The 21,956-nt window shown below is 59.0% G+C and carries 19 protein-coding genes; 17 read left to right on the top strand and 2 right to left on the bottom strand.

The window, feature by feature from the left end; translation table 11 throughout:
- Positions 1-112 precede the first annotated feature (112 nt).
- The 3 genes from DVJ77_RS01445 (at position 113) to DVJ77_RS01435 (ending at position 2,344) form a co-directional block, all read left to right on the top strand.
- Positions 113-1,450 carry a UDP-glucose dehydrogenase family protein gene (locus DVJ77_RS01445; RefSeq protein ID WP_114844188.1) on the top strand — a complete coding sequence of 446 codons (1,338 nt, stop codon included), beginning with the start codon at positions 113-115 and terminating at the stop codon, positions 1,448-1,450.
- Between the two features lie 17 nt (positions 1,451-1,467).
- Entirely contained in the window at positions 1,468-1,671 is a 204-nt protein-coding gene (locus tag DVJ77_RS01440) for a SlyX family protein (protein WP_380037745.1), read from the top strand.
- 79 nt (positions 1,672-1,750) lie between these two features.
- Positions 1,751-2,344: a DUF2058 domain-containing protein gene (locus DVJ77_RS01435; RefSeq protein ID WP_114843683.1), complete on the top strand. Its 594-nt coding sequence runs from the start codon at positions 1,751-1,753 to the stop codon at positions 2,342-2,344.
- 73 nt (positions 2,345-2,417) lie between these two features.
- Here the strand turns inward: DVJ77_RS01435 and DVJ77_RS01430 are convergent, their stop codons facing one another.
- On the bottom strand, positions 2,418-4,514 hold the full coding sequence (locus tag DVJ77_RS01430; protein WP_114843682.1) for a 3-hydroxyacyl-CoA dehydrogenase NAD-binding domain-containing protein: 2,097 nt from the start codon (positions 4,512-4,514) through the stop codon (positions 2,418-2,420).
- 267 nt (positions 4,515-4,781) lie between these two features.
- Between DVJ77_RS01430 and DVJ77_RS01425 the strand changes: the two genes are divergently transcribed.
- The 11 genes from DVJ77_RS01425 to recO all read left to right on the top strand — a co-directional run bounded on the left by DVJ77_RS01425 (position 4,782) and on the right by recO (position 16,976).
- On the top strand, positions 4,782-5,270 hold the full coding sequence (locus tag DVJ77_RS01425; protein WP_225427715.1) for a hypothetical protein: 489 nt from the start codon (positions 4,782-4,784) through the stop codon (positions 5,268-5,270).
- Positions 5,271-5,277: 7 nt separating this feature from the next.
- A complete protein-coding gene (locus tag DVJ77_RS01420) occupies positions 5,278-7,824 on the top strand; it encodes a putative bifunctional diguanylate cyclase/phosphodiesterase (RefSeq protein WP_225427713.1) in 2,547 nt (848 codons plus the stop codon).
- A gap of 226 nt (positions 7,825-8,050) precedes the next feature.
- Complete coding sequence (gene rpoE / locus DVJ77_RS01410) at positions 8,051-8,647, top strand: RNA polymerase sigma factor RpoE (RefSeq protein ID WP_114843679.1); 597 nt, start codon at positions 8,051-8,053, stop codon at positions 8,645-8,647.
- Entirely contained in the window at positions 8,644-9,318 is a 675-nt protein-coding gene (locus DVJ77_RS01405; protein ID WP_114843678.1) for a sigma-E factor negative regulatory protein, read from the top strand. The genes rpoE and DVJ77_RS01405 overlap by 4 nt, the downstream gene beginning before the upstream one ends.
- Positions 9,319-9,551: 233 nt before the next feature.
- Entirely contained in the window at positions 9,552-11,039 is a 1,488-nt protein-coding gene (locus tag DVJ77_RS01400; RefSeq protein WP_114843677.1) for a Do family serine endopeptidase, read from the top strand.
- Positions 11,040-11,212: 173 nt separating this feature from the next.
- Complete coding sequence (gene lepA, locus DVJ77_RS01395) at positions 11,213-13,003, top strand: translation elongation factor 4 (RefSeq protein WP_114843676.1); 1,791 nt, start codon at positions 11,213-11,215, stop codon at positions 13,001-13,003.
- A gap of 104 nt (positions 13,004-13,107) precedes the next feature.
- A complete protein-coding gene (gene lepB, locus DVJ77_RS01390) occupies positions 13,108-13,995 on the top strand; it encodes a signal peptidase I (RefSeq protein ID WP_114843675.1) in 888 nt (295 codons plus the stop codon).
- 176 nt (positions 13,996-14,171) lie between these two features.
- On the top strand, positions 14,172-14,549 hold the full coding sequence (locus DVJ77_RS01385) for a DUF4845 domain-containing protein (protein ID WP_114843674.1): 378 nt from the start codon (positions 14,172-14,174) through the stop codon (positions 14,547-14,549).
- A 15-nt stretch (positions 14,550-14,564) separates the two neighbouring features.
- The gene (gene rnc, locus DVJ77_RS01380; RefSeq protein WP_114843673.1) at positions 14,565-15,221 is read left to right on the top strand and encodes a ribonuclease III; all 657 of its coding nucleotides are present in this window, start codon (positions 14,565-14,567) and stop codon (positions 15,219-15,221) included.
- Positions 15,218-16,165 carry a GTPase Era gene (gene era, locus DVJ77_RS01375; protein WP_114843672.1) on the top strand — a complete coding sequence of 316 codons (948 nt, stop codon included), beginning with the start codon at positions 15,218-15,220 and terminating at the stop codon, positions 16,163-16,165. Before rnc ends, era begins: the two co-directional genes overlap by 4 nt.
- 67 nt (positions 16,166-16,232) lie before the next feature.
- Positions 16,233-16,976, top strand: coding sequence for a DNA repair protein RecO (gene recO, locus DVJ77_RS01370; RefSeq protein ID WP_114843671.1), 744 nt, complete (start codon positions 16,233-16,235; stop codon positions 16,974-16,976).
- Positions 16,977-16,994: 18 nt separating this feature from the next.
- Here recO and DVJ77_RS01365 read toward each other — a convergent pair whose 3' ends face one another.
- Positions 16,995-17,750, bottom strand: coding sequence for a response regulator (locus DVJ77_RS01365; RefSeq protein WP_114843670.1), 756 nt, complete (start codon positions 17,748-17,750; stop codon positions 16,995-16,997).
- A gap of 44 nt (positions 17,751-17,794) precedes the next feature.
- Here DVJ77_RS01365 and DVJ77_RS01360 point away from each other — a divergent pair, with 44 nt between their 5' ends.
- The 3 genes from DVJ77_RS01360 to rlmD all read left to right on the top strand — a co-directional run bounded on the left by DVJ77_RS01360 (position 17,795) and on the right by rlmD (position 21,940).
- Complete coding sequence (locus DVJ77_RS01360; RefSeq protein WP_114843669.1) at positions 17,795-19,816, top strand: translocation/assembly module TamB domain-containing protein; 2,022 nt, start codon at positions 17,795-17,797, stop codon at positions 19,814-19,816.
- 101 nt (positions 19,817-19,917) lie between these two features.
- Positions 19,918-20,529, top strand: coding sequence for a YdbL family probable chaperone protein (locus DVJ77_RS01355; protein WP_114843668.1), 612 nt, complete (start codon positions 19,918-19,920; stop codon positions 20,527-20,529).
- A gap of 70 nt (positions 20,530-20,599) precedes the next feature.
- Entirely contained in the window at positions 20,600-21,940 is a 1,341-nt protein-coding gene (gene rlmD / locus DVJ77_RS01350; protein ID WP_380037757.1) for a 23S rRNA (uracil(1939)-C(5))-methyltransferase RlmD, read from the top strand.
- Positions 21,941-21,956 lie beyond the last annotated feature (16 nt).

The raw sequence follows: 21,956 nt of genomic DNA, 5'->3' as shown, positions 1-21,956 counted from the left end.
GCGAAGCGATTCGCGCCCCGTTTGTTTTATTAGCGACACAGACAGGCGCGATGCTTTGCGGCATCGCCTGCTAAAATCTTCGATTCTTGTTCATGAGATTTCCCCCTCGATGATGAATATCACCGTTTTTGGCACCGGCTATGTAGGGCTGGTTACCGGTGCGTGCATGGCTGAGATGGGCAATCACGTGGTCTGCGTCGATATCGACGTGGGCAAGATCGAGCGCCTGAAACGAGGTGAAATTCCGATCTACGAACCCGGCCTGGAGGCGATCGTCAAGCGCAACCATGCCAGCGGCCAACTGGATTTCACCACCGATCCGCTGCCGGCCATCGCTCATGGACAAGTGATTTTCATTGCCGTCGGCACACCGCCCGATGAGGATGGCAGCGCAGATTTACAGTATGTGCTCGGTGTCGCCAGGACCATCGGTCAACACTTAAACCGCTACGCGGTAGTGGTGAATAAGTCCACGGTACCGGTGGGTACGGCTGACCGGGTGAGCAAGGCGGTAGCGGCTGAACTGATAGTGCGTGGCGTGCCCGTCGAATTCGACGTGGTGTCCAATCCTGAGTTTCTGAAAGAGGGCGACGCGGTAGAGGATTGCCTGCGCCCCGACCGCATCATCATCGGCAGCTCCAGCGAGCGTGCGGTAGGCGTGCTGCGCAAGTTATATGCGCCGTTCAATCGCAACCACGAGCGCACGGTGGTCATGGATGAGCGTTCGGCTGAGCTGACCAAATATGCAGCAAATGCGATGCTGGCGACCAAGATCAGTTTCATGAATGAAATCGCCAATATCGCCGAGCGAGTGGGCGCCGACGTAGAGCTGGTGCGGCAAGGTATCGGTTCGGATCCGCGCATTGGCTATCACTTCATCTATCCGGGTGCCGGTTACGGCGGTTCATGCTTCCCCAAGGATGTGCAGGCGTTGGAACACACCGCGCGCGATGTGGGTTACGACGCACGTTTGCTTAATGCCGTCGAGGCAGTGAACCGCGATCAGAAGAGCAAGCTGTTTGAGCTCATTTCGCGTCACTTCGAGGGCCAACTTGCCGGCAAGACCATCGCGCTGTGGGGGTTGGCGTTTAAGCCCAATACCGACGATATGCGCGAGGCGTCCAGCCGCCATCTGATGGAGGCCTTGTGGAAGGCTGGGGCAAAGGTACGGGCTTTCGATCCACAGGCGAGCGAGGAAACTCGGCGCATTTACGGCGAGCAGCCGAATTTGCAGTTGTGCGACAGCGCTTACCAAGCGCTGGAAAAGGCCGATGTACTGGCTATCGTTACCGAGTGGAAAGCTTTTCGCAGCCCTGATTTCAATCGCATTCGCGCAGCGCTGGCCAGTCCCGCGATCTTCGATGGCCGCAATCTGTACGATCCGGTTCAGGTCGAGGAGGCTGGCTTGGCGTATTACGGCATCGGTCGCGGCCGCAGTCTGAGAGCCTGATAGTGAATGATCTGTCATTGGACCAACGTCTGACCGAGCTGGAAGTGCGGCTCACCTTTATCGACGATACGGTGAATGCGCTGGCGAGCGCCGATGCGGAGCAATCGCAGCGTATCGCGATGCTGGAACGGTTGATTCGCGATTTGCGCAACGAGCTTTCGTCCATGCGCGTATCGCATGGCGACGATCCGCATAGCGAGCCGCCGCCGCCGCATTATTGACCCTGTACTTCATTCCCCATACTTCACTCCCTGTGTTCTACGCGTATCCGTTCAACGCAACTACCAACGAGTTCCGATCATGGCCGAATCCCTGCGCGATCAGCTGCTAAAGAGCGGCATCGTCAAACAGGTTACCGAGCAAAAGCGTCCGTCACCGCAGCAGGGTGGCAAGCCGCCGTATAAGGGCAGCAAGCCTCAAGGCGGCGGCAACAAACCGCAGGGCGCCCGACCGCCTCATAAGGGGCACGTGCCAGGCAAGAGTCAGGACGAAATTGATCTGGCCAGGGCCTATGCGATTCGTGCCCAGACCGAAGCCGGCGAGCGCAAGCGCGCCGAACAGGAAGCCGCCGAGCTGGCACGGATCAAGCGTGAGCGTAAGCAGAAAATCCAGCAATTGCTCAGCGGGAACGTGTTGAACAAGGCCGATGCCGATCAGGTTCGCCACTTCGAGTACGGCGGGAAAATTCGCCGTATGCATGTCGATGCCGCTCAATTGGCGGCTCTTAATGCCGGCGAATTGGGTGTGGTGCAGCAGGCGGGGCGCTATCTGCTGGTCAGTCGAGAAGTGGCTGAACAGGTGCGTGACCTGGATGCACAGCAGTTGGCGTTGCTGGTCGAGCCGGGCGCGACTGGGGTCGGTGATGACGGAGTGCCTGACGATTTGATGTGGTGATGTCCGACCCGTTAAGGCAATAACGAAAAAGCCCGGCCTAAAGCCGGGCTTTTGGTCTTCATGGAGGGTGATTTCAATCGTTGTCCGATGGTGCCGCCTGATGGGCAGGAAGGTCGAGCTCGCTCTGCGTCAGCGCGGGATGATCCCAGCCGCTCTTGGGCGAGAAACGCTCTCCGTAGCGTTGTGCCAACGTTTCTAATTTGCTCTTGAGGACGCTAACACCTTCGGCCCGCAAATACTGGATGGGGCCGCCACGGAAGGGGGCGAAGCCGGTACCGAAGATGACGCCGGCATCGAGCAAGTCGGCATCATCAACCACGCCTTCGGTGAGGCAGGCCACGGCCTCGTTTACCATCGGCAGAATCATGCGGTCTTGCAGGTCAGGGGGTGTCACGTAATCAGGATCTACTTCGGGCTTGATGGGTTTGCCCTCCTGCCATACGTATAGGCCCTGGCCGTCTTTCTTGCCGCGCTTGCCGCTTTGCAGCTTGTCCTCCAGCCCCGTCGGCAACTCTAGCCCGAGAAAGGGAGCCAGCTCCTTACCGACGGATGCGCAAACGTCCAATCCGACGGTGTCAGCCAGTTCGATAGGCCCCATCGGCATGCCGAACTTCTTTGCTTCCTTGTCCAGCACAGGGCCAGGCACCCCCTCGCTGTGCAGGCGCATGGCTTCGAGCAGATAGGGCATCAAGATGCGATTGACCAGAAAGCCCGGCGTGCCTTTGACGGCCACCGGTAGCTTGCCGATCGCCTTGCAGAACGCCAGCGCCCGTTTTTCGATGGATGGGTCTAACTGGTCGTGCCGCACCACTTCGACTAGCGGCATCTGCGCCACTGGGTTGAAAAAATGCAGTCCAAGAAAGCGCTGAGGTGCTTTCAGGCCCTGGCGTAGCTCATCGAGTGGAATGCTTGAGGTATTGCTGGCAAGAATTTCAGCGGCCTGAAACTGCGGTTCGATGGTTGCGTAGAGTGCTTGCTTGGCTTCGGCGTTCTCGTAGATCGCCTCAATCGCCAGATCTGCGGTGCTTACGCCTTTGCCCTCGACATCGGCACGCAGGCGGGCGAGAGCTGCCTCGACCTTGGCTGGCGCTTTGAGTTTCTTTTCGTACAACTGCCGCGCACGGTCGAGTGCGGGTTGGATGTACTTCATCTCCCGGTCTTGCAAGGTCACCTGAAAGCCTTTGAAGGCTGCCCACGCTGCGATGTCGCCGCCCATGACGCCGGCACCGACGACGTGTACGCGCTCAATATCGTGTTCGACACCGCTACCCTGAGCCTTCAGGCGTTCTTGCAGAAAAAACACCCGGATCAGGTTTTGCGCTGTGCTGGTTTCGGCCAGTTTGGCGACTGAGCGGGCTTCCAGTTTCAGTCTCTGCTGCATGCTGGAATTACCGCGTCGCCATACTTCGATCATGGCGAAAGGGGCGGGGTAGTGCTCCTTGCGTACCTTGGCGGCGGTCTGCTTGAGTACCATCGGGGCTAACAATTGACGCACCGGCCAGATGTTGGTCGCCCAGGCCTTTGCGCGTAGCGCGAATGGGCGCGATTGCGGGCGGCGCAGCAAGCTGCGGGCTTCGGCCAGCAATTCGTCGGCAGGCGCCAGCCGATCGACGAGACCCAGGGCCAGCGCGCGCTTGGCCGACAGCGCTTTACCGGTGAGCATCACCGGCAGGGCTTCCGTCGCGCCGATAAGCCTTGGCAAGCGTGCGGTACCGCCCCAGCCTGGGTGTATGCCCAGCATGACCTCAGGTAGGCCGATGCGGGTTTTATCGTCGTCTGCGGCGATGCGCTGGCGGCAGGCCAGGATCAGCTCGGTACCGCCACCCATGCAGGCGCCGTGTATGGCCGCGACAGTGGGGCAGGGCAGGCGCGCCAGTGCCTCGTATACACCCTGACCGTTCTCGATATTTTCCAGTACCGTGCCGTGTTTCGCGTACTCGACAAATTCCTTGATATCGGCACCGACCGCGAAACCAAAGGGTTTGGCGGAATGAATCAGTACGCCGGCCGGCTTTTCGATCGCCAGCCGTTCGATGATTTGGCCCAGTTCGTCGAGTACGGCGCGCGATATGGCGTTCACGCTGCTTTGAGCCCGATCGAGGGACAAGGTGACAACACCGCTGTCGTCCAGGCTCGTTTTCCAGTGATTGAAGCGCAATCCTTCGAACATAGGGATATAAAGCGTGGCTGAGAATCGTTGCACCATACCTTCCCGTAGCGATGATTGCGAGACGGCAGGGGTGGGCGGCTCAGTCATGAAAATTCCGTAAAAGCGCTGAGCAAGGCGATTGGGGATGGGACTTATGTGAAAGGGCAGCGTAATTGGGCCGCTCCCCACCCTGTGCACTAACGCATGGAATTGGCTGGCAAATAGCACGAGGCTTGCTCGTCGCTATTGCGATTCCTCAAAGAGTGCGTACTTTACGATGCAATGAACATGACCTTGACCACGGCTCCGACCCAGACGGGTACCGAAATTTTCGAACGTATTCTTGCTGCCCCCGGCAGCCTGGTTGCGCTCGAAGGAGGCGATACCGAGGTCTTGATCGATCAGCTCAGGGTGCTGGTAAGGCATACCGGGCAATCGGTCTACCTTTGGCAGCCTGAGATCGGGCTGGACAGCCTGCGCGATGCGCATGCGCGGGTGCCGGGCAGCCAGCGATTGAGTCAGGTTTTGCGTCTAGTGCAACAAAGCATTCACTTCGGCGTTTATCTGCTGCGCGGTGTGCAGCTACCTTTGCCGGCGACGGATCTCAGCTTGCTGCGCCAGTTGGCTCGCGTGCAGAAGGGGCATGTGCGTCGGGTTGTCTTGCTTGATGCGCCGACGGCACTGGTCGATAGCCTGAACGATGTAATTGCGCGTGTGAGCTGTGCCATCAAGCCGGAGCTGCGGCCGCGTTTACGCGACGGCCGCTGGCTGCTCTGACTCCCCGATGACGATACCTGCCGGCATCCTCGTAGTGGCTGCGCAGCGCGAGCTACGCCGTGCACTTTTTGACACGCTGGATCGTGAAGGGCAGCTCACGGTTCATTTGGCCAGAGATGCGGCACACGCCAGCACCTTGCTGGAAGGGCGGCCGCCGATTTCACTCATCGTGGTGGTGTTTGCTGGCGATGGTCGTGATGCGCTTGCCTGTGTTGAATCTTTGCGACATGTGCCGGCGTGTGCCGATGCGCCCCTGATTGCCGTATTGACTGCGGACGCAGCATTGAAGCCATCGCAGCTACCGGCCGGTGTGCTCGATTGGCTTTACGCATCCCAGATCGATAGCGAATTGGTGGCGCGCTGGCGGTGGTTGCAACGCACCGAGCCTTTGGCCGCTAAGGGCGTGCCATCGGAGCTGGAGGCCTGGGATTATCGCTACGCATTCGAGGATGTCGATAACGAATGGCTGATCGCCGATCCGATTCGCGACAGAGTGCTTGAGTTGAGTCCTGCCCTGATTCGGCACAGCGGTCTGCCGGCAGCGGGCTTGCTTGAGCTGCCATTACATGAAGTGTTGTCTTTCGAAGACGGGGTGGCCACTCAAAACCTGGTGGACGACACGCGTCACTGGCATGTTTGTCGACGACGTTCCGTACGCGGTTTCGACAGCGGGGAAGTGAGCGCAAGACGGGTGCGGCATAGCGGCCGCGATGTGGTGGCGTTGGTATTCCGCAGCGATCAAGCTTACATGCGTGCCGAGGTGGCGTTGCACTTGGTTGCGCGCACGTTTAGTTCCAGCAACGACGACGAAGGTCTCGCGAGCGCCGCTCGTTTGTTGTACGAGGAATTGAGCCTGGACTACCTCGCCGTCTGGTTTGCCAGGCCGGAGGATAGCGGTGCGCCAGCGCAACTCGTGCAACTTTGGCGTGGCGACGAACTGGCCTGGCCGGGTCCAAGTCTGCAAAGTTCGTTGCGGTTGGTGTTGGCAGGGCAGGCCATGTTGCACCAGAGCGATGCCGGTCGATTGGCTACGATGGACCCGCTGCTGGAACAACTCAGCTTGAGCGGTTTCGCCGGGTTGCCTCTTTTGGACGAGCGGCACAACGTGCTCGGTGCATTATTGGCTGGCACGCGTCAGCCGTTCGGTGAGCTGAAGATCATCGAGCCGGTCTTGCGCTGCGCCGCTGCCCGTTTTGCTCACGCGTTGGAACTGCGCCGCACACGGGAGCAAGGGCGCGCGGAAGGATTGCTGGACGCACTTACCGGCTTGCCTAACCGTTTATTGTTCAATGACCGTCTGGACATGGTCATCCGCGAGGCCAATCGCACCGGCGAGTGTTTCGCCATGTTGTTCGTGGATCTGGATCGCTTCAAGACCATCAACGATACGCTCGGTCACACGATTGGTGACCAGGTGCTGGTGACGACGACGCAGCGCTTGCGCACAAGCGTGCGTGCCTCCGACACCGTGGCCCGTTATGCCGGTGACGAGTTTGTAGTGATTCTGCGACATATCGTGAAAAGCGAAGATGTGCTGCGCATTGCCGAAAAGATTGTTCAAGTGATGGAGGCTCCACTACGCATCGACGATGGCACCGAATTACAGGTCACCGCCTCTATTGGCGTCAGCTTCTTTCCCGATGACGCGGCCGATGCCGAAACTCTGCTCAAGCACGCCGACGAGGCGATGTATGCGGCCAAGAGCCTGGGACGCAACAATTTTCAGATCTATGAGGTCAGTACTGAACAAGCCCAGCAGCAAAATCTTGCGCTTAAATCCCGCCTACGCCACGCCGAGCACAATGGTGAGCTACGGGTGTTCTATCAGCCGCAGGTGGATGCGATCAGTGAAGACATCGTGGGCATGGAGGCGCTGGTGCGCTGGGAGCATCCCGAGCTCGGCTTCATTGGCCCAGGCTTTTTCATCCCCTTGGCAGAGGAGACCGGCCTGATCGTCTCGATCGGTGAATGGGTATTGCGCACCGCCTGCCGGCAAGCGCAGGCCTGGGAGCAGCAATTTGGCTTGCGGTTGCGTCTGGGCGTGAATTTGTCGGCGGTGCAGCTAATGCAGTCCAACTTGCTGGAGATAGTGTCCGGTGTATTGGACGAGACCGGGCTGGATGCCAATTTGCTGGAAATGGAAGTCACCGAAAGTATCAGCATCAAGGCCGCGCCCAACCTGATCGAGAATCTGCAAGGACTGCGCCGGCTGGGTTGCCGCATCGCCATTGACGACTTCGGCACCGGCGCGGCCTCGCTGGATTACCTGCGCAAGCTGCCTGCCGATCGCATCAAGATAGATCAAAGCTTTGTGCGTAATATCGGTGTAGACCCCGACGACGAGGCCATTGTGCGTACCACGATTGAGATGGCGCACCGCCTCAAGCGTGGGGTAGTGGCCGAAGGGGTGGAGATCGAGCAACATCTGCGTTTTCTGCAGGCCAATCACTGCGATGAGCTGCAGGGATACCTATTCTGCCGACCACTGCCGCCGCCAAGCTTCGAGAAGCTATTGTTTGAACGTCAGCGGTTGCTCACCACGGCGGCACCTTGAACCTGGCTTGTGTGGGCTTTGAATACCCGCATATCTCCAAGGCCAGGGCCGTCGGCGGCGGCCGCCTGGCGATCGTTGCCTGTACCGAAGGGCGCCAGGCAGCCTTGGCCGGGTCAATGCTGGCTATCATCATGCTGAACTTGGAGACGAGATGCTTGTCTGAGCACATCGTTCCCATCCAGCGGCATCCAAGCGAGTGATAGAAGTTACGAAGGAGACGGCCCGGATGGGCGAGAACGAACTGGATCGCGCGCTGGTCGAGCGCGTCCAAAACGGGGATAAACGGGCTTTTGATCTATTGGTGCGGAAATACCAGCACAAGATCATTGCGCTGATCTCGCGCTATGTGAACAGCTATGCCGAATGTGAAGACATCGCGCAGGAGGCCTTTGTACGTGCCTGGCGGGCGATTGGCTCGTTTCGCGGCGACAGCGCGTTCTATACCTGGATGTACAAGATCGCGGTAAACACGGCCAAGAACCACTTGGTGGCCATGGGGCGCCGCCCGCCAACGGGCGATATCGATGTCGAAGACGCTGTTTTCGTACCAGGTGCCGATCGCATGTATGAAAGCGCCACACCTGAGCGCGAACTGATGCGTCAGCAGATTGAACAAACTGTATTTGCCACTGTCCAAGCCCTGCCTGAGGAACTGCGAACGGCCATTACGCTGCGCGAAGTGGACGGACTCAGTTACGAGGAAATAGCCGAAGCGATGTCTTGCCCCATAGGCACGGTACGCTCACGTATTTTCCGCGCACGCGAGGCCATTGATGAGAAGCTGCGGCCGATGTTGTCGGACCGCGAGGACCGGACACCATGACTGAATCCCATCGCGAAAACCTTTCCGTCGGTATGGACGGCGAGTTATCCGCCGAGCAACTGCGTTTTCTGTTGCGCCGGTTGGACCACGACGAACCCCTCCAGCAAGCCTGGTCGCGTTATCACGTGGCCCGTGATGGGTTGCGTCACGAATTACCACCGCTGGCTAAGCCCGGGTTTGCCGCGCGGGTCATGTTGGCGATCGAGCAAGAGGCTGCTGCTGCGCAGCCAGCGGAGCGTCGGCATTGGCTGCGCTGGTCGGCCGGCGGTGCGATTGCTGCCAGCGTGGCGGTAGCCGCTTTGATGGTCACCCAGCCGGTAGGGCCGGATGCCGGCCATGCGATGCCGCGGGTGGCAGCTTCAACGCAGGGCATGACTACCGCCACAGGGGCTGCTGCTCAAGCTGATAGCCCTGCCACGGCACCGCCGTGGCTAAGTAACTATACGGCCTTGCCCTCCCAGCTCAGTCAACAGGCTTCGGCCACCCTGGACGGTAACGATGGGACGCAGCTTTTTTCGCCTAACCATTTGACGCCATACCAGTTGTCGCCAAAGTTCGGGCAGCGGCCCCGCACCATCAACAACGGTGACGGCAGCTATCTGCTGTTGATCCATCCCGATCAACAAACGGCGCCAAATGCATCGCGGCAGGTACCAGCAGCCGCTCGATGACCTGCGCTGCAGTGACCTGATCTTTGGCACCGATGCTGTGGCGTAAGGGTAGGAGTACACGTTGTGTGCGAAAAGTTACGGTACTCCTGCCGCACAGTCCTGTTCATCTGAATAATGTTCACCTGAATAACATGCCTGGGATTCGATCCTTGGCCCCCGTTGATAACTTCATCGCGCCCGATGTTTATGGTGGGCAGGGTGCGGTGTGTCCGATAACCCGAGGAGGAAAAATCATGAGTCGACCCATGCTGCAGACCTTGGCTTGTTGCGCACTTGTCAGCCTGGCTGCTGCCGGCGGCGTGCAGGCGCAGAATGCTCAGGCTATGTCCGGCTTGCCGGATTTCACCGGTATCGTGCAAAGAAATGCGCCGACGGTGGTGCATGTCGAGGCCAAGTACACAGGCAAGCGCACTGTTAAAAAGGGGCGTGCAGCACCGTCCGGGCCGATGCAGGGCGCACCCGATGACGATGCACAGATGGAGATGTTCCGGCGCTTCTTCGGTATGCCCATGATGCCTTCGCCCGAAGAGCAGGCCCGGACCTCGCTCGGCTCGGGCTTTATCGTTTCCAGCGATGGTTACATTCTCACCAATACCCATGTTGTCGATGGTGCCGATACGGTGACCGTACGCCTGCAGGATCGGCGCACGCTTACTGCCAAAGTGGTCGGTAGCGATCCGCAATACGACATCGCCCTGCTCAAGGTGGATGCCGGTGGCAATTTGCCGGCGGTGAGCATTGGCGATTCACGGGGGCTGAAGCCAGGTCAATGGGTACTGGCGATCGGCTCACCGTTTGGCTTTGATTACACCGTGACCCAGGGCATCGTCAGTGCGATTGGGCGCAACCTGGGTAGTCAGGACCAGCCATACACCTCGTTTATCCAGACCGACGTGCCGATCAATCGCGGTAACTCCGGTGGTCCCTTGTTCGATTTGCAGGGCAGGGTGGTCGGCGTCAATTCGCAGATTTACTCCAATACCGGCGGCTATCTCGGCGTGGCCTTCTCGATTCCGATCGATGTGGCGATGAACGTAGTCAAGCAGATCAAGGATAAGGGCTATGTTTCGCGCGGCATGCTGGGAGTAGGGCTGCAGCCACTTACCGACGATGCGGTCAAGGCGCTCAAGTTAGGTGACAGCAATGGCACCATCGTGGCCGAGGTAGGTCAGGGCAGTGCCGCAGAAAAGGCCGGTATCAAGCGTGGTGACATCATCCTTGCCTACAACGGCCAAAGCATTAATCAATCAGCCGATCTGCCGCCATTGGTGGGTATGACTCCGCCGGGCAGCAAGGCGACCGTACAGATTCTGCGAAATGGCAAGAAGCAAGATGTCAGCGTCACGATCAGCGAGATGCCGCGAGACAAGAATGTCGTACTCGCCGAGGCTGGGAGTAACCAACCGGCGGCCCGCAGCGGTTCCAGCGCCTTGGGGCTAACTGTGCAAGACCTCGACAGCGATACGCGTCAGCAGGCGGGCCTGAAGCCCGGCGAGGGCGTGGGCATTGCCAATATCACCGGCGAGGTAGCTGCAAAAGCCGGTCTGCGCTCGGGCGATGTGATCCAGATGGTGAACCAGAGGCCCGTAGGCAGTGCCGCCGCGTTTCGCGAAGAAACCAAGGATCTGAAGGCCGGTGACACGGTGCTATTGCTGGTGCGGCGGGGCGAGCAGAGCAGTTTTATTGGCCTGACGGCGCCTGACGGCAAGCAAAACGACTGAATGGGTCACGTTGCTGGTGATCCGCTCTCATTCGAGAGTGGGCCACCAGCAGCACAGATGACGGCATCCCCGAGTTTCTGCCTTTCCATGCGATAATGTTCAGTTCGTATCGCCATCCCGGTGATACGCTGCCTGCGCACCCCGCACGGCGGTGAACGCAGCCAGCGTAGTCCATGGAACTGATCCGTAACTTCTCCATCATTGCCCATATCGATCACGGCAAGTCCACGTTGGCCGATCGTATTATCCAGATCTGTGGCGGCTTGACTGAACGCGAGATGGAGGCGCAGGTACTGGACAACAATCCGATCGAGCGCGAGCGTGGCATCACCATCAAGGCCCAATCGGTATCGCTGCCCTATACGGCGCGTGACGGTAAAACCTATCAATTGAATTTCATCGACACGCCCGGCCATGTCGATTTTTCCTACGAAGTCAGCCGCTCGCTGGCCGCCTGCGAGGGCGCATTGCTGGTGGTGGATGCGGCTCAAGGCGTAGAGGCCCAGTCGGTCGCCAACTGCTACACCGCGGTCGAGCAAGGCCTGGAAGTCGTACCTGTGCTCAACAAGATCGACTTACCCACCGCCGACCCGGAAAAGGTCAAGGGTGAGATCGAGGCGGTGATCGGCATTGATGCCACGGATGCCGTTTCGGTCAGCGCCAAGACCGGACTGAACGTGATCGAGGTGCTGGAAGCGATTATCGCGCGCATTCCACCACCGAAGCCGCGTGATACGGACCGCTTGCAAGCCTTGATTATCGATTCCTGGTTCGATAATTACCTGGGCGTGGTTTCATTAGTACGAATCATGCAGGGCGAGATCAAGCCAGGCGACAAGCTGCTGGTGATGTCGACCGGACGGGCGCATGAAGTAAGTGAAGTTGGTGTATTCACACCTAAGCGCAAGAAGCTCGACCGCCTTGGCCCAGGTGAAGTGGGCTGGATCAATGCGTCGATCAAGGATGTTCATGGCGCCCCGGTCGGCGATACCTTGACCCAGGCCAACAAGCCCGCCGACAAGCCACTGCCTGGTTTCCAGCATATGCAGCCGCGCGTGTTCGCCGGCTTGTTTCCCGTCTCGGCGGATGATTACCCGGCATTGCGTGAGGCGCTGGACAAGCTGCGCTTGAACGACGCGGCGCTGTTCTTCGAGCCCGAAAGCTCCGAGGCGATGGGGTTTGGCTTTCGCTGCGGCTTCCTCGGCATGCTGCATATGGAAATCGTGCAGGAACGGTTGGAGCGTGAGTACGATCTCGATCTCATCACCACCGCGCCGACCGTGGTCTACGAAGTCTTGAAGACCGACGGTACGATCTTGATGATGGATAACCCGGCCAAATTGCCGCCTTCGCCGCACGTGCAGGAGATCCGTGAGCCGATTATTGTCGCCAACATCCTCACGCCGCCCGATTACATCGGCAACATCATCACTTTATGTGAAGAGAAGCGTGGCGTGCAGCGTTCGATTCAGTACCTGGCAACCCAGGTGCAAATCAGTTACGAGATGCCGCTGGCCGAAGTCGTGCTGGATTTCTTTGACCGACTGAAATCGGTTTCGCGCGGTTACGCTTCGATGGACTATCACTTCGAACGTTTCGAGGCGGGTCCGTTCGTGCGTACAGATGTGCTTATCAACGGTGACCGCGTCGATGCATTGAGCCTGATCGTGCATCGCAGCCATGCCGACCGCCGCGGTCGCGACTTGGTCGAGCGCATGAAGGATCTGATCCCGCGTCAGCAGTTCGACGTGGCCATCCAGGCTGCGATCGGCGCGCAAGTTATCGCCCGCTCCACCGTAAAGGCATTGCGTAAGAACGTGCTGGCCAAATGCTATGGCGGCGATATCAGCCGTAAAAAGAAATTGCTAGAAAAGCAAAAAGAAGGCAAAAAGCGCATGAAGCAGGTCGGTCGCGTGGAGATTCCACAAGAGGCCTTCCTGGCTGTGTTGAAAGTAGACAAATAGCAGGGTAACGGACAAATAGAGAATGGGGTTGGACTGAGCTGCCCTACTTAGGCTCAACCCAACCCGACTCCCGGTTTTCCATTTCCCGTGCCAAAGGAGCAGGTATGGATTTCGATTTTTCGGCGATATTGCTCGGCCTCACCGTGGTATTCGGCGTGGTCTGGGCGCTGGATCGCCTGTTTTTTTACAAGGCACGCATGACCAAGGCCGTGGCGGCCGGGCAAGAAGTGCGCGAGCCGGTGGCGGTGGATTGGGCTCGTTCACTATTTCCGGTGATGCTGGCGGTATTGCTGTTGCGCTCCTTTGTAGCGGAGCCGTTTCGCATTCCATCGGGTTCGATGATGCCGACCTTGGACGTGGGCGATTTCATCCTGGTGAACAAGTTTACCTACGGTCTGCGTATGCCCGCGTTCAACAACAAACTCGTGGGGCTGGGCGAACCCAAGCGCGGTGACGTGGTCGTGTTTCGCTTTCCGGGCTATATCTGCACGGATGGCGGCAAGCAAGTGCGTAGTGGCGATCAGAGTTGTGCCGACCCCCACGCGCCGGTGCCGAGCCAGAACTGGATCAAGCGAATCATCGGCTTGCCGGGCGATCGCGTAGAGATGCACGGTGACCAATTGCTTATCAATGGCGAACCAGTCAATGCCGATGAGGTGGGTCCCTACGTGGGCAATCCGAAACGCGACGAATCGCGTCTGATGCTGGAGATGGGCGCGACGGTGTGGAACGAGCATTTAGGCGCGGTGAATCATCTGACTGCGCGGATGCCGGCTTACACCACCCCGCCGCCGATTCCGAATCAGCGAGTGCCCTCGGAGGTGCCAGCGGGCTGCTATCTGGTGATGGGAGATAACCGCTACAACAGTACCGACAGTCGCTGGTGGGGCTGCATGCCGGAAGAGAATCTTGCTGGCAAGGCGTTCCTGATCTGGTTGAGCTTGAACGGCTCCGGGGTTGCGTTCGATCGCATGGGCAGAATCATTCATTAAAAATAGGCCCTCGGTCGCGGATGTTGCGATTCGTGATCGAGTGGCTGGCAGTACCGGCGATCGCTAGGCAGAGTACGCTCCAGACACGTGTAGGCGGGCTGAGCGACACGATAAGGCGATCGTTGCAACATATAACAGTGGGCGGAGACGCCGATCAAATGCATAGCGAGGGGACTATGAAAACAAAGCAGTCGGGTATGACGTTGATCGGCTTTTTGTTTGTGCTGGCAATCGCCGGCTTTTTTGGCTACATGGCGATGAAATTGCTGCCGCCGTATATCGAGTTCATGGGCGTGAGCAAGTCGATGACTCAGGTGGCAAGCAATGGTGTCGAAGGCAAGTCGCTGGACGATATCCGCCGAGAATTGATGATTAAGTTGAATTTTCAGTATGCAGAGGGTGCTGTCCAGCCCAAAGACATCACTATCAAACGCGCAAATAATGCGGCTCAGCTCAGTGTGTCCTACGACAAGCGCGTGCCATTCCTTTACAACATCGACTTCATGTTGCACTTCGAAAAGAGCGTGACCTTGCAGGGCAACTTGAGTCAATAAGCGTAGGCCGAGAGTTTGACGAGACTGACATACCGCTTTCGTGATGCATCACTGGCGCAGCTGGCACTGACGCACCGTAGTGCCGGTAAGCCCAATAACGAGCGGCTGGAATTCCTTGGCGATGCCTTGCTTGGCGTAGTCGTCGCCGAGTTGTTGTATGAGGTACATCCCAACGCCAGCGAAGGCGAGCTGTCGCGGCTACGAGCGCAGTTGGTCAACGGCCAGGCATTGGCCGTGATCGCGCGCGAGCTTGAGCTGGGCGACGAACTGAAACTAGGTCCCGGCGAATTGAAAAGCGGTGGTTTCCGTCGCGATTCGATTCTGGCTGACGCTTTCGAGGCGGTGGTTGCCGCCGTCTATATGGATGGTGGCTTTGCGGCCTGCCGTGAGACGGTACGAAACCTGTTCGAGCAACGCATTGCCGCGATACCGCGCTCGTCCAAAGACGCTAAAACCCGTTTACAAGAATGGTTGCAGGCACGTGGATTGGCGCTGCCACTCTACGAACTGAAAGATAGCCGTGGCGAGGATCACGCTAAGACCTTCGATGTCTCGTGTGAGATCGTCGAACCTACCCCGATCAACGCTGAAGGCCACGGCGGCAGTCGCCGCGCCGCCGAACAAGACGCCGCCGAAATCGTGTTGCGTCAATTGCAGGAATTGAAACTATGAACGACAACGACGAAATCGGCCTGGAGGGCATCGGCTCGCTGCCATTGCCGCACGAGGATTTCCGCTGTGGCCTGGTCGCGCTGGCCGGCCGGCCCAATGTAGGCAAGTCGACCTTGCTCAATGCATTGATCGGTTTTCGCCTGTCCATTGTCAGCCCGCGGCCACAGACCACCAGGCACCGCATTCTCGGTATCGCCACCAGCGAGGCGGGACAGATTTTGTACGTCGATACGCCAGGCCTGCATCGTGGTGCCAAGCGGGCGATGAATCGCAGCCTCAATCGTGCTGCGCGTTCGGCGATCAGCGAGGTGGATCTGGCCGTGCAGGTGATCGAGTCCGGTCGCTGGACAGATGAGGACGAGGCGCTTTACGACGCCTTGGTCGAGCAAAAGACACCGCGCTTGCTGGTCATCAACAAGGTTGACCTGACCAAGGACAAAACGGTGATGTTGCCGTTTGTCGCCGATCTTGTGGCCAAGCATAGTTTCGACGAGATCTACTACGTCAGCGCGCTCAAGCAAAAGGGCCTGAAGGAGCTGGAGCAGGGCATTCTCAAGCGCCTGCCGGTACAGCCCCCGGTCTATGGCGAAGACGAAGTTACCGATCGCAGCGAGCGATTCCTCGCGGCCGAGATGGTGCGCGAGCAATTGATGCTGAGGCTGGATCAGGAATTGCCTTACGCCACGACGGTCGAGATCGAGCAATTTACCGATCGCGATGACGGCATCGCTGAAATTCACGCGGTGATCTGGGTCGAGCGCGATGGCCAGAAAGCGATCGTGATCGGCAACGGTGGTGCTCAGCTCAAGGCCATCGGCAGCTCGGCCAGGCGCAATATGGAGCGCATGTTCGAACGTAAAGTGTTCTTGCGCCTGTGGGTGAAAGTCCGCGAAGGCTGGGTCGATGACGAGTCGATGCTGAAGAAGTTTGGCTATACGGATTGAGCGCCTGGCAGGGAACGAGCGGCTAAAGCGACGTTCCCCTCTATTGACGCTAAGCTCCTCATAAACCATGCGCCTCGAACAGCAACCTGCCTATGTGCTGCATTCGCGGCCTTATCGCGAGACTTCGCTGCTGCTGGAATGTCTGACACGCGAACATGGCCGGCTAGGCGTGGTAGCGCGTGGCGTGCGGCGAGAGCGGTCGCGGTTGCAGCGATCGCAACTTGAGCCGTTTCAACCGTTAGCGTTGGACCTGCTATTACGCGGTGAGCTGGCTACATTGCAAAGCGCCGAGACCATCGCGATGCCGCCACGGCTCGTCGGTGATGCGGGGTTGGCCGGGCTCTATCTCAATGAGCTGGTGGTGCGCCTTACCGAGCGTCAGGATCCGCATCCAGAGCTGTTCGCCGTCTATGCGCAGACCTTGCCAAGGCTGGCATCGGGGGAGTCCCTCGGCTGGACGCTGCGGCGATTCGAGCGCGATTTGCTTGAGATACTCGGTTACGGTCTGCAGTTGGAGTTTGCAGCCGAGACTGGCGAGCACTTGGTGTCGACCCAGTTTTACCGATACCAAGTAGAGCAGGGGCCTGTGCCATGTGCTGCCAGTACACCGCATGCGGCACGCGGTAGTGACCTGCTGGCATTGGCGCAAGACCATATGCCCGATGGCGCTGGCCTTGCCGCCTTGCGCAACATCATGCGTGAAGTCATTCGTTTTCATCTTGGCGGTGCCGAGTTGCGTGCATGGCGTGTACTGGCAGCCGCCATGTCATCCAGCGGGCGCAAAGAGCAGGGGAAGTCTCGCCCTAGCTAGCGACATGTTTCCCTGGTCTTAAATGTCATGCCCTTTTTTTAAAGCTTTTATCGTGGCAAGCAGTGCCGTACGGAAGCGCGTCATGAAGACCTGCGCATCGCCTTGGTCCATTTTTAAATGGCGTTGTAGCTGGATGGTTTCGCTTGCCAGTGCGGTGGCCCCACAGAAGCCGCATGACGAACGCAGTCGATGTAGACGCTCGGCTAAATGCTCTGGTTCGTTGCTGAGCTGGTCCAGCTCTTGATGAAGCGTTGCCAGTTCGTCGTGCAGAAGGCCGCGCAACGCCTGCATGATTTGTGTGTCGCCGGTGCTGGCCAAAGCCTGCTTGTCATCGAGTAGCGGAGGTTCGACCATGCCGGACTTGGCCAGAGCGATGATGCGGTGCAGATCGACAAGCTCGCAGGGCTTAAGCAGGGCATCGCTGAAGCCGTGGGCAAGCAAGCGCTGGCGTGTTGCGGTATCGAGCTCTGCACTGGTTGCCACGGCGATGCTATCGGTAGAGCCGGCCTGAGCATCGTTGCGTAACGCGGTGAGCACCTGCTCGGCGCCGGCACCTGGCATGCGGCAGTCCAGCAGAAGCATATCGAACGATTCGCGGCGACCGTACTCAATGGCCTCGGTGCCGTCCGCGCAGGCCTCGACGTCCATACCCAGCTTGCGCAACGCATCGGCGAGGAAAAGACGGCTGGCTGGATCGTCGTCGGCGACCAGAATGCGCGGCAAACCGAGATCCGCAGGCCGGGTCAAAACGGGCTTGGTAGGGGTATCGATCATGACGTGTCCATGTCGTTCATCGGTTTTTGGCAGAATGGCGCGACATGCGTTTCACATCAAGCCACCTATTGCTCAGTTTTTGCTTCCTGTTCGGGGTCGGCCTAGCCGTGCCCGCACAGGCGGACGTCTTGCTGAACGCCAAATTGGTCAGTGTGCCAGGAGTGCGGTTGCAAGATGTTCAGGCACAGATCGGCGAGGACGGTAAAGGCGGCCTCACCCTCAGTCTGCGCGCGGCCAAGGCCGACGTGACCGCCATGGGCTGGCGTCGGATTGGCCTGAACATGCAGGGGGCGCTACAGCGCGATCCACGCATGCGCTGGCTATTCGATGGCACGGTGCAGCTTGCCGGGGCGCCGGGTGGCGCCTTGAGCAATGCCAAATTGAGCCTGATTGTGGACGAATCTGCCAACACCTTGCAGGTTGATCTCAACCAGGGCAAAACCCAGCTCACTACCGCCTTGCCGCTGGATCAGCCCAGCCATGCCCAGATCAGTTTGAAGGGCCTGCCTGCCGGCTGGTTGCAAGGCCTGCTCGGCACGATGTGGTCCGGCCGTGTCACCGGTGGTCGGCTTGATGCGGTCCTGGCGCTGGATCTGCAAGACAACGGCATTCAGACCTCAGGCGAGTTTTCTCTTGACGGCGCAGGTTTTGATACGCCTGCCGGTACCTTGGCCGGGCAAAGCGTGAACGGCAATGGCCGTCTCAACATTGATACCACCGGCGGTCCGGCGCGGATCCATTTGGATGCCAATTTGCGTGGTGGTGAACTGCTGCTGGGTCCGATCTACGCCAAGCTACCGGAGCACCCCGTGCAACTCGGGCTCGATGCCAGTGGTCACCGGGGTGTTTTCGAGTTGAGCCGCTTGCGCGTGAGTGACGCCGATGCCCTGCAACTGGACGGCGCCATGGCGTTCGACGCCAAGGGTCAGCTACAGAAACTCAAACTCGATCGGGTGCAGGCGCATTTCCCCGCGGCCTATCAGCGCTACGGTCAAGCCTGGCTGACCACCCTGGGTATGCGTGGTATGCGCATTACCGGGCAGCTCAATGGCAACCTCGACATGGCCGCGGACGGGCTGCATAGCTTTAGTTTTGATACCGAGGGCCTGGATGCGGCCGATAGCGATGGCCGACTCGCCGTAAGCGGCCTGCGCGGCGGTTTGGACTGGGCGGCACAAGGCGAGCGGCCCGCGACCACGTTGGGGTGGCGGGCGCTGCAGGTCTATCGCATTCCCAATGGGGCGGTGCAATCGCACTGGCAAAGCCGTGGCGGCGACTTGAGCCTGCAACATGCGCTGGAAATCCCTGTGCTTAATGGCAAATTGCGCGTAGCCGACCTGGAGTGGCGACCCGCCGCGCTCAAGGGGCAGCGTTTGGCGACGTCGTTGACCTTGACTGGCATCGACATGGCGGCTTTCAGCCGCACGGTGGGCTGGCCAGAATTCCCCGGCACGCTTGGTGGCGCGATCCCGGCCTTGCGCTGGGTGGATGATCGTTTTGAACTGGCGGGCGGTCTGTCCGTCAATGTGTTTGACGGCTTTGTCGATATCACCCGGCTTTCCTTGCAGCAACCGTTCGGGCCCAGCCCGGTATGGACCAGCGACATAAGCCTGCGTCAGCTCGATCTGGGTGCCATGACCAGCGTGTTCGACTTCGGCAGCATCACCGGTCGCCTGGACGGTTCGGTCGATCAGCTTCGTCTGGTCGACTGGAACCCGGTCGCATTCAAAGCGCAACTACTGGCCAATGGCGGTGGCCGGATCAGTCAGCGTGCGGTGAACAATTTGACCTCGATGGGCGGTGGCGGCATCGCGGCCGGCTTGCAAGGTGCGGTACTGAAGCTGTTCAAAACATTCGGCTATAAACGCATCGGCCTTAACTGCACCTTGCAAGGCACGGTTTGCCACATGGGTGGATTGGACAGCGAGGGCGACGGCTACACTATCGTCGAAGGCAGCGGTATACCGCGTCTGCAAGTGATCGGCCATCAAACCCAAGTCGACTGGCCGACCCTGCTACACCGCTTGAAAGCAGCTATCGAAGGGGCGACGCCGGAAATTCGTTGAATGGAGTCCGCGCTGAATAGAATCTGCGATGGACTAAGATCCGCTGCTACGCTTATCACGTACTTACCATCTATTATTTAGACCGCTCACTGGAGTCGATCATGCGCAAGCTCGTCTATGGGTTGCTGACTACGCTGTTCGTTGCGCTAGTGGGTTGCGTCACCATCAATGTCTACTTTCCTGAGGCGGCGGCTGCAAAGGCCGCCGATCAGTTCATTGGTACAGTGCTCAACAATGCCGGGGCAGCCTTGCCGGCCGACAACTCCAAGAGCAATCCGCCCGCAGCGCCAAAGAAGAGTGGCCGCCCCTCGGCGATGCTGCTCGATTTGTTGATTCCGGCAGCTTATGCGGCCGATACGCCGGATATCCGCATTCAGACCAGCACGACAGAAACGATCCGTCAGCGTATGAGAGAGCGCATGCAAGGTGGTTTGAGCGCGCTCATGGACAGTGGCGCGACCGGTTTTACGCGCGATGGTCTGGTCGCGGTGCGTGACGCGGCTAAAGTGCCGCTCAATCAGCGCGCCGAAGTGACCGCCACGGTAGCCGACGAGAACCGTGATCGCAGTGCGCTGTATCGTGAAGTGGCCAATGCCAATAATCACCCCGAATGGGAAGCGCAGATTCGCGCCACCTTCGCCAAGGGCTGGATCGAGCATGCCCGCGCAGGCTGGTATTATCAGAACCCCTCGGGCGCCTGGACGCAGAAGTAAACCTGCTGTCACGTCTCCTTTTCTTTCAACGTGCTGCCTTTCACGGCTTTGATCGCGTCCGGATCTGCCGATGCAGGCGCGTACAGTTTTTGCGATGAAAACATTCGAAGCCTCTATTACCGGCCTCACCCATGACGGTCGTGGCGTTACTCATATCGACGGCAAAGCCGTATTCGTCAGTGGCGTGTTGCCCGGCGAACAAGCGCTATTAAGCATACGCCGGCGCCATCGCAACTATGACGAAGCGGATGTCGTCGAGTTGCTGGTGCGTTCACCGCATCGGGTCGAGCCGCGTTGCCGGCACTACGGCCAATGCGGCGGCTGCTCGCTGCAGCATCTCGATGCCGAAGCGCAAATTGCCGCCAAGCAAAGCGTGCTTGAGGAAAACTTCGCCCGGATCGGCAAGGTCAGTCCGGAGTCATGGTTGCCGCCGCTTACCGATGAGCCGTGGGGTTATCGCCGCAAAGGTCGGTTGTCGGTACGCAACGTGGTGAAAAAAGGGCGCGTGTTGGTCGGTTTTCGCGAAGAAGACAACCCGCGCTTCGTCGCCGACATCGAGCAGTGCGAAATTGTGCATCCGGCATTAGGGCCGAAGATCGGACTGCTGGCACAGTTGATCAGCGGTATGGACGCGGCAGGGGATATTGCGCAAATCGAGTTTGCCGCCGGCGATGACACCATGGCGTTGGTGTTTCGCCACTTGCAGCCGTTGAGCGCTGCCGATCAGGCCGCGTTGATTGCTTTTGGCCAGCAACACAATTTTGCGATCTACTTGCAACCGGGCGGTATCAGCAGTGTGCACCCGCTGTGGCCTGAGCAGCCGCGACTGGCGTTTCGTATTGCCAGCGCCGATGCCGCCATCAGCGATGTCGAGCTGGAATTTCTTCCGCTCGACTTTGTGCAGGTCAACGCCGGCATGAACCAGCGGATGATGGAGCGCACCATGGCATTGCTCGATCCGCAGCCGACCGATCGGGTACTGGATCTGTTTTGCGGCCTGGGTAATTTCACTTTGCCTATCGCCCGTCGCGTCGCTGAGGTCATGGGCGTGGAGGGCGAGCATGGCCTGGTCGAACGCGCAGCACAGAATGCCGCGCGTAATGGCATTGCCAATGCCAGTTTCCAGGTCGCCAACTTGTTTGAAGACCAGCGTGCCGCGTCGTGGGCACAGCAATCCTGGGACAAGCTATTACTTGATCCTCCGCGTGCCGGTGCCGATAAGGTGTTGGAATACCTGCCGCGCAAAGGCACTCGGCGTATCGTCTATGTGTCATGCCATCCGGGTTCATTGGCACGCGATGCCGGCATCCTGGTTCAGCGCCATGGTTTCCGCCTGGTAACGGCAGGGGTCATGGATATGTTTCCACATACGGCACATGTGGAATCCATCGCGTTGTTCGAGCGTGACTGAAACGGTGATCGGAGGA

It is taken from the genome of Dyella tabacisoli (assembly GCF_003350925.1).
GTDB lineage: Bacteria > Pseudomonadota > Gammaproteobacteria > Xanthomonadales > Rhodanobacteraceae > Dyella_C > Dyella_C tabacisoli.
The sequence above is the reverse complement of the archived record's forward strand: the minus strand, read 5'-3'. Positions and strand labels throughout refer to the sequence as shown.

Bases quoted from the DNA above. Each gene is read 5' to 3' on its own strand.
- DVJ77_RS01425 (WP_225427715.1), top strand. From the start codon at position 4,782: ATGACCTTGACCACGGCTCCGACCCAGACGGGTACCGAAATTTTCGAA.
- lepB (WP_114843675.1), top strand. From the start codon at position 13,108: ATGGATTTCGATTTTTCGGCGATATTGCTCGGCCTCACCGTGGTATTC.
- DVJ77_RS01360 (WP_114843669.1), top strand. From the start codon at position 17,795: ATGCGTTTCACATCAAGCCACCTATTGCTCAGTTTTTGCTTCCTGTTC.
- DVJ77_RS01420 (WP_225427713.1), top strand. From the start codon at position 5,278: ATGACGATACCTGCCGGCATCCTCGTAGTGGCTGCGCAGCGCGAGCTA.
- rlmD (WP_380037757.1), top strand. From the start codon at position 20,600: ATGCAGGCGCGTACAGTTTTTGCGATGAAAACATTCGAAGCCTCTATT.
- lepA (WP_114843676.1), top strand. From the start codon at position 11,213: ATGGAACTGATCCGTAACTTCTCCATCATTGCCCATATCGATCACGGC.
- rpoE (WP_114843679.1), top strand. From the start codon at position 8,051: ATGGGCGAGAACGAACTGGATCGCGCGCTGGTCGAGCGCGTCCAAAAC.
- DVJ77_RS01385 (WP_114843674.1), top strand. From the start codon at position 14,172: ATGAAAACAAAGCAGTCGGGTATGACGTTGATCGGCTTTTTGTTTGTG.
- DVJ77_RS01365 (WP_114843670.1), bottom strand. From the start codon at position 17,750: ATGATCGATACCCCTACCAAGCCCGTTTTGACCCGGCCTGCGGATCTC.
- recO (WP_114843671.1), top strand. From the start codon at position 16,233: ATGCGCCTCGAACAGCAACCTGCCTATGTGCTGCATTCGCGGCCTTAT.
- DVJ77_RS01445 (WP_114844188.1), top strand. From the start codon at position 113: ATGAATATCACCGTTTTTGGCACCGGCTATGTAGGGCTGGTTACCGGT.
- era (WP_114843672.1), top strand. From the start codon at position 15,218: ATGAACGACAACGACGAAATCGGCCTGGAGGGCATCGGCTCGCTGCCA.
- DVJ77_RS01435 (WP_114843683.1), top strand. From the start codon at position 1,751: ATGGCCGAATCCCTGCGCGATCAGCTGCTAAAGAGCGGCATCGTCAAA.
- DVJ77_RS01355 (WP_114843668.1), top strand. From the start codon at position 19,918: ATGCGCAAGCTCGTCTATGGGTTGCTGACTACGCTGTTCGTTGCGCTA.
- DVJ77_RS01430 (WP_114843682.1), bottom strand. From the start codon at position 4,514: ATGTTCGAAGGATTGCGCTTCAATCACTGGAAAACGAGCCTGGACGAC.
- DVJ77_RS01405 (WP_114843678.1), top strand. From the start codon at position 8,644: ATGACTGAATCCCATCGCGAAAACCTTTCCGTCGGTATGGACGGCGAG.
- DVJ77_RS01400 (WP_114843677.1), top strand. From the start codon at position 9,552: ATGAGTCGACCCATGCTGCAGACCTTGGCTTGTTGCGCACTTGTCAGC.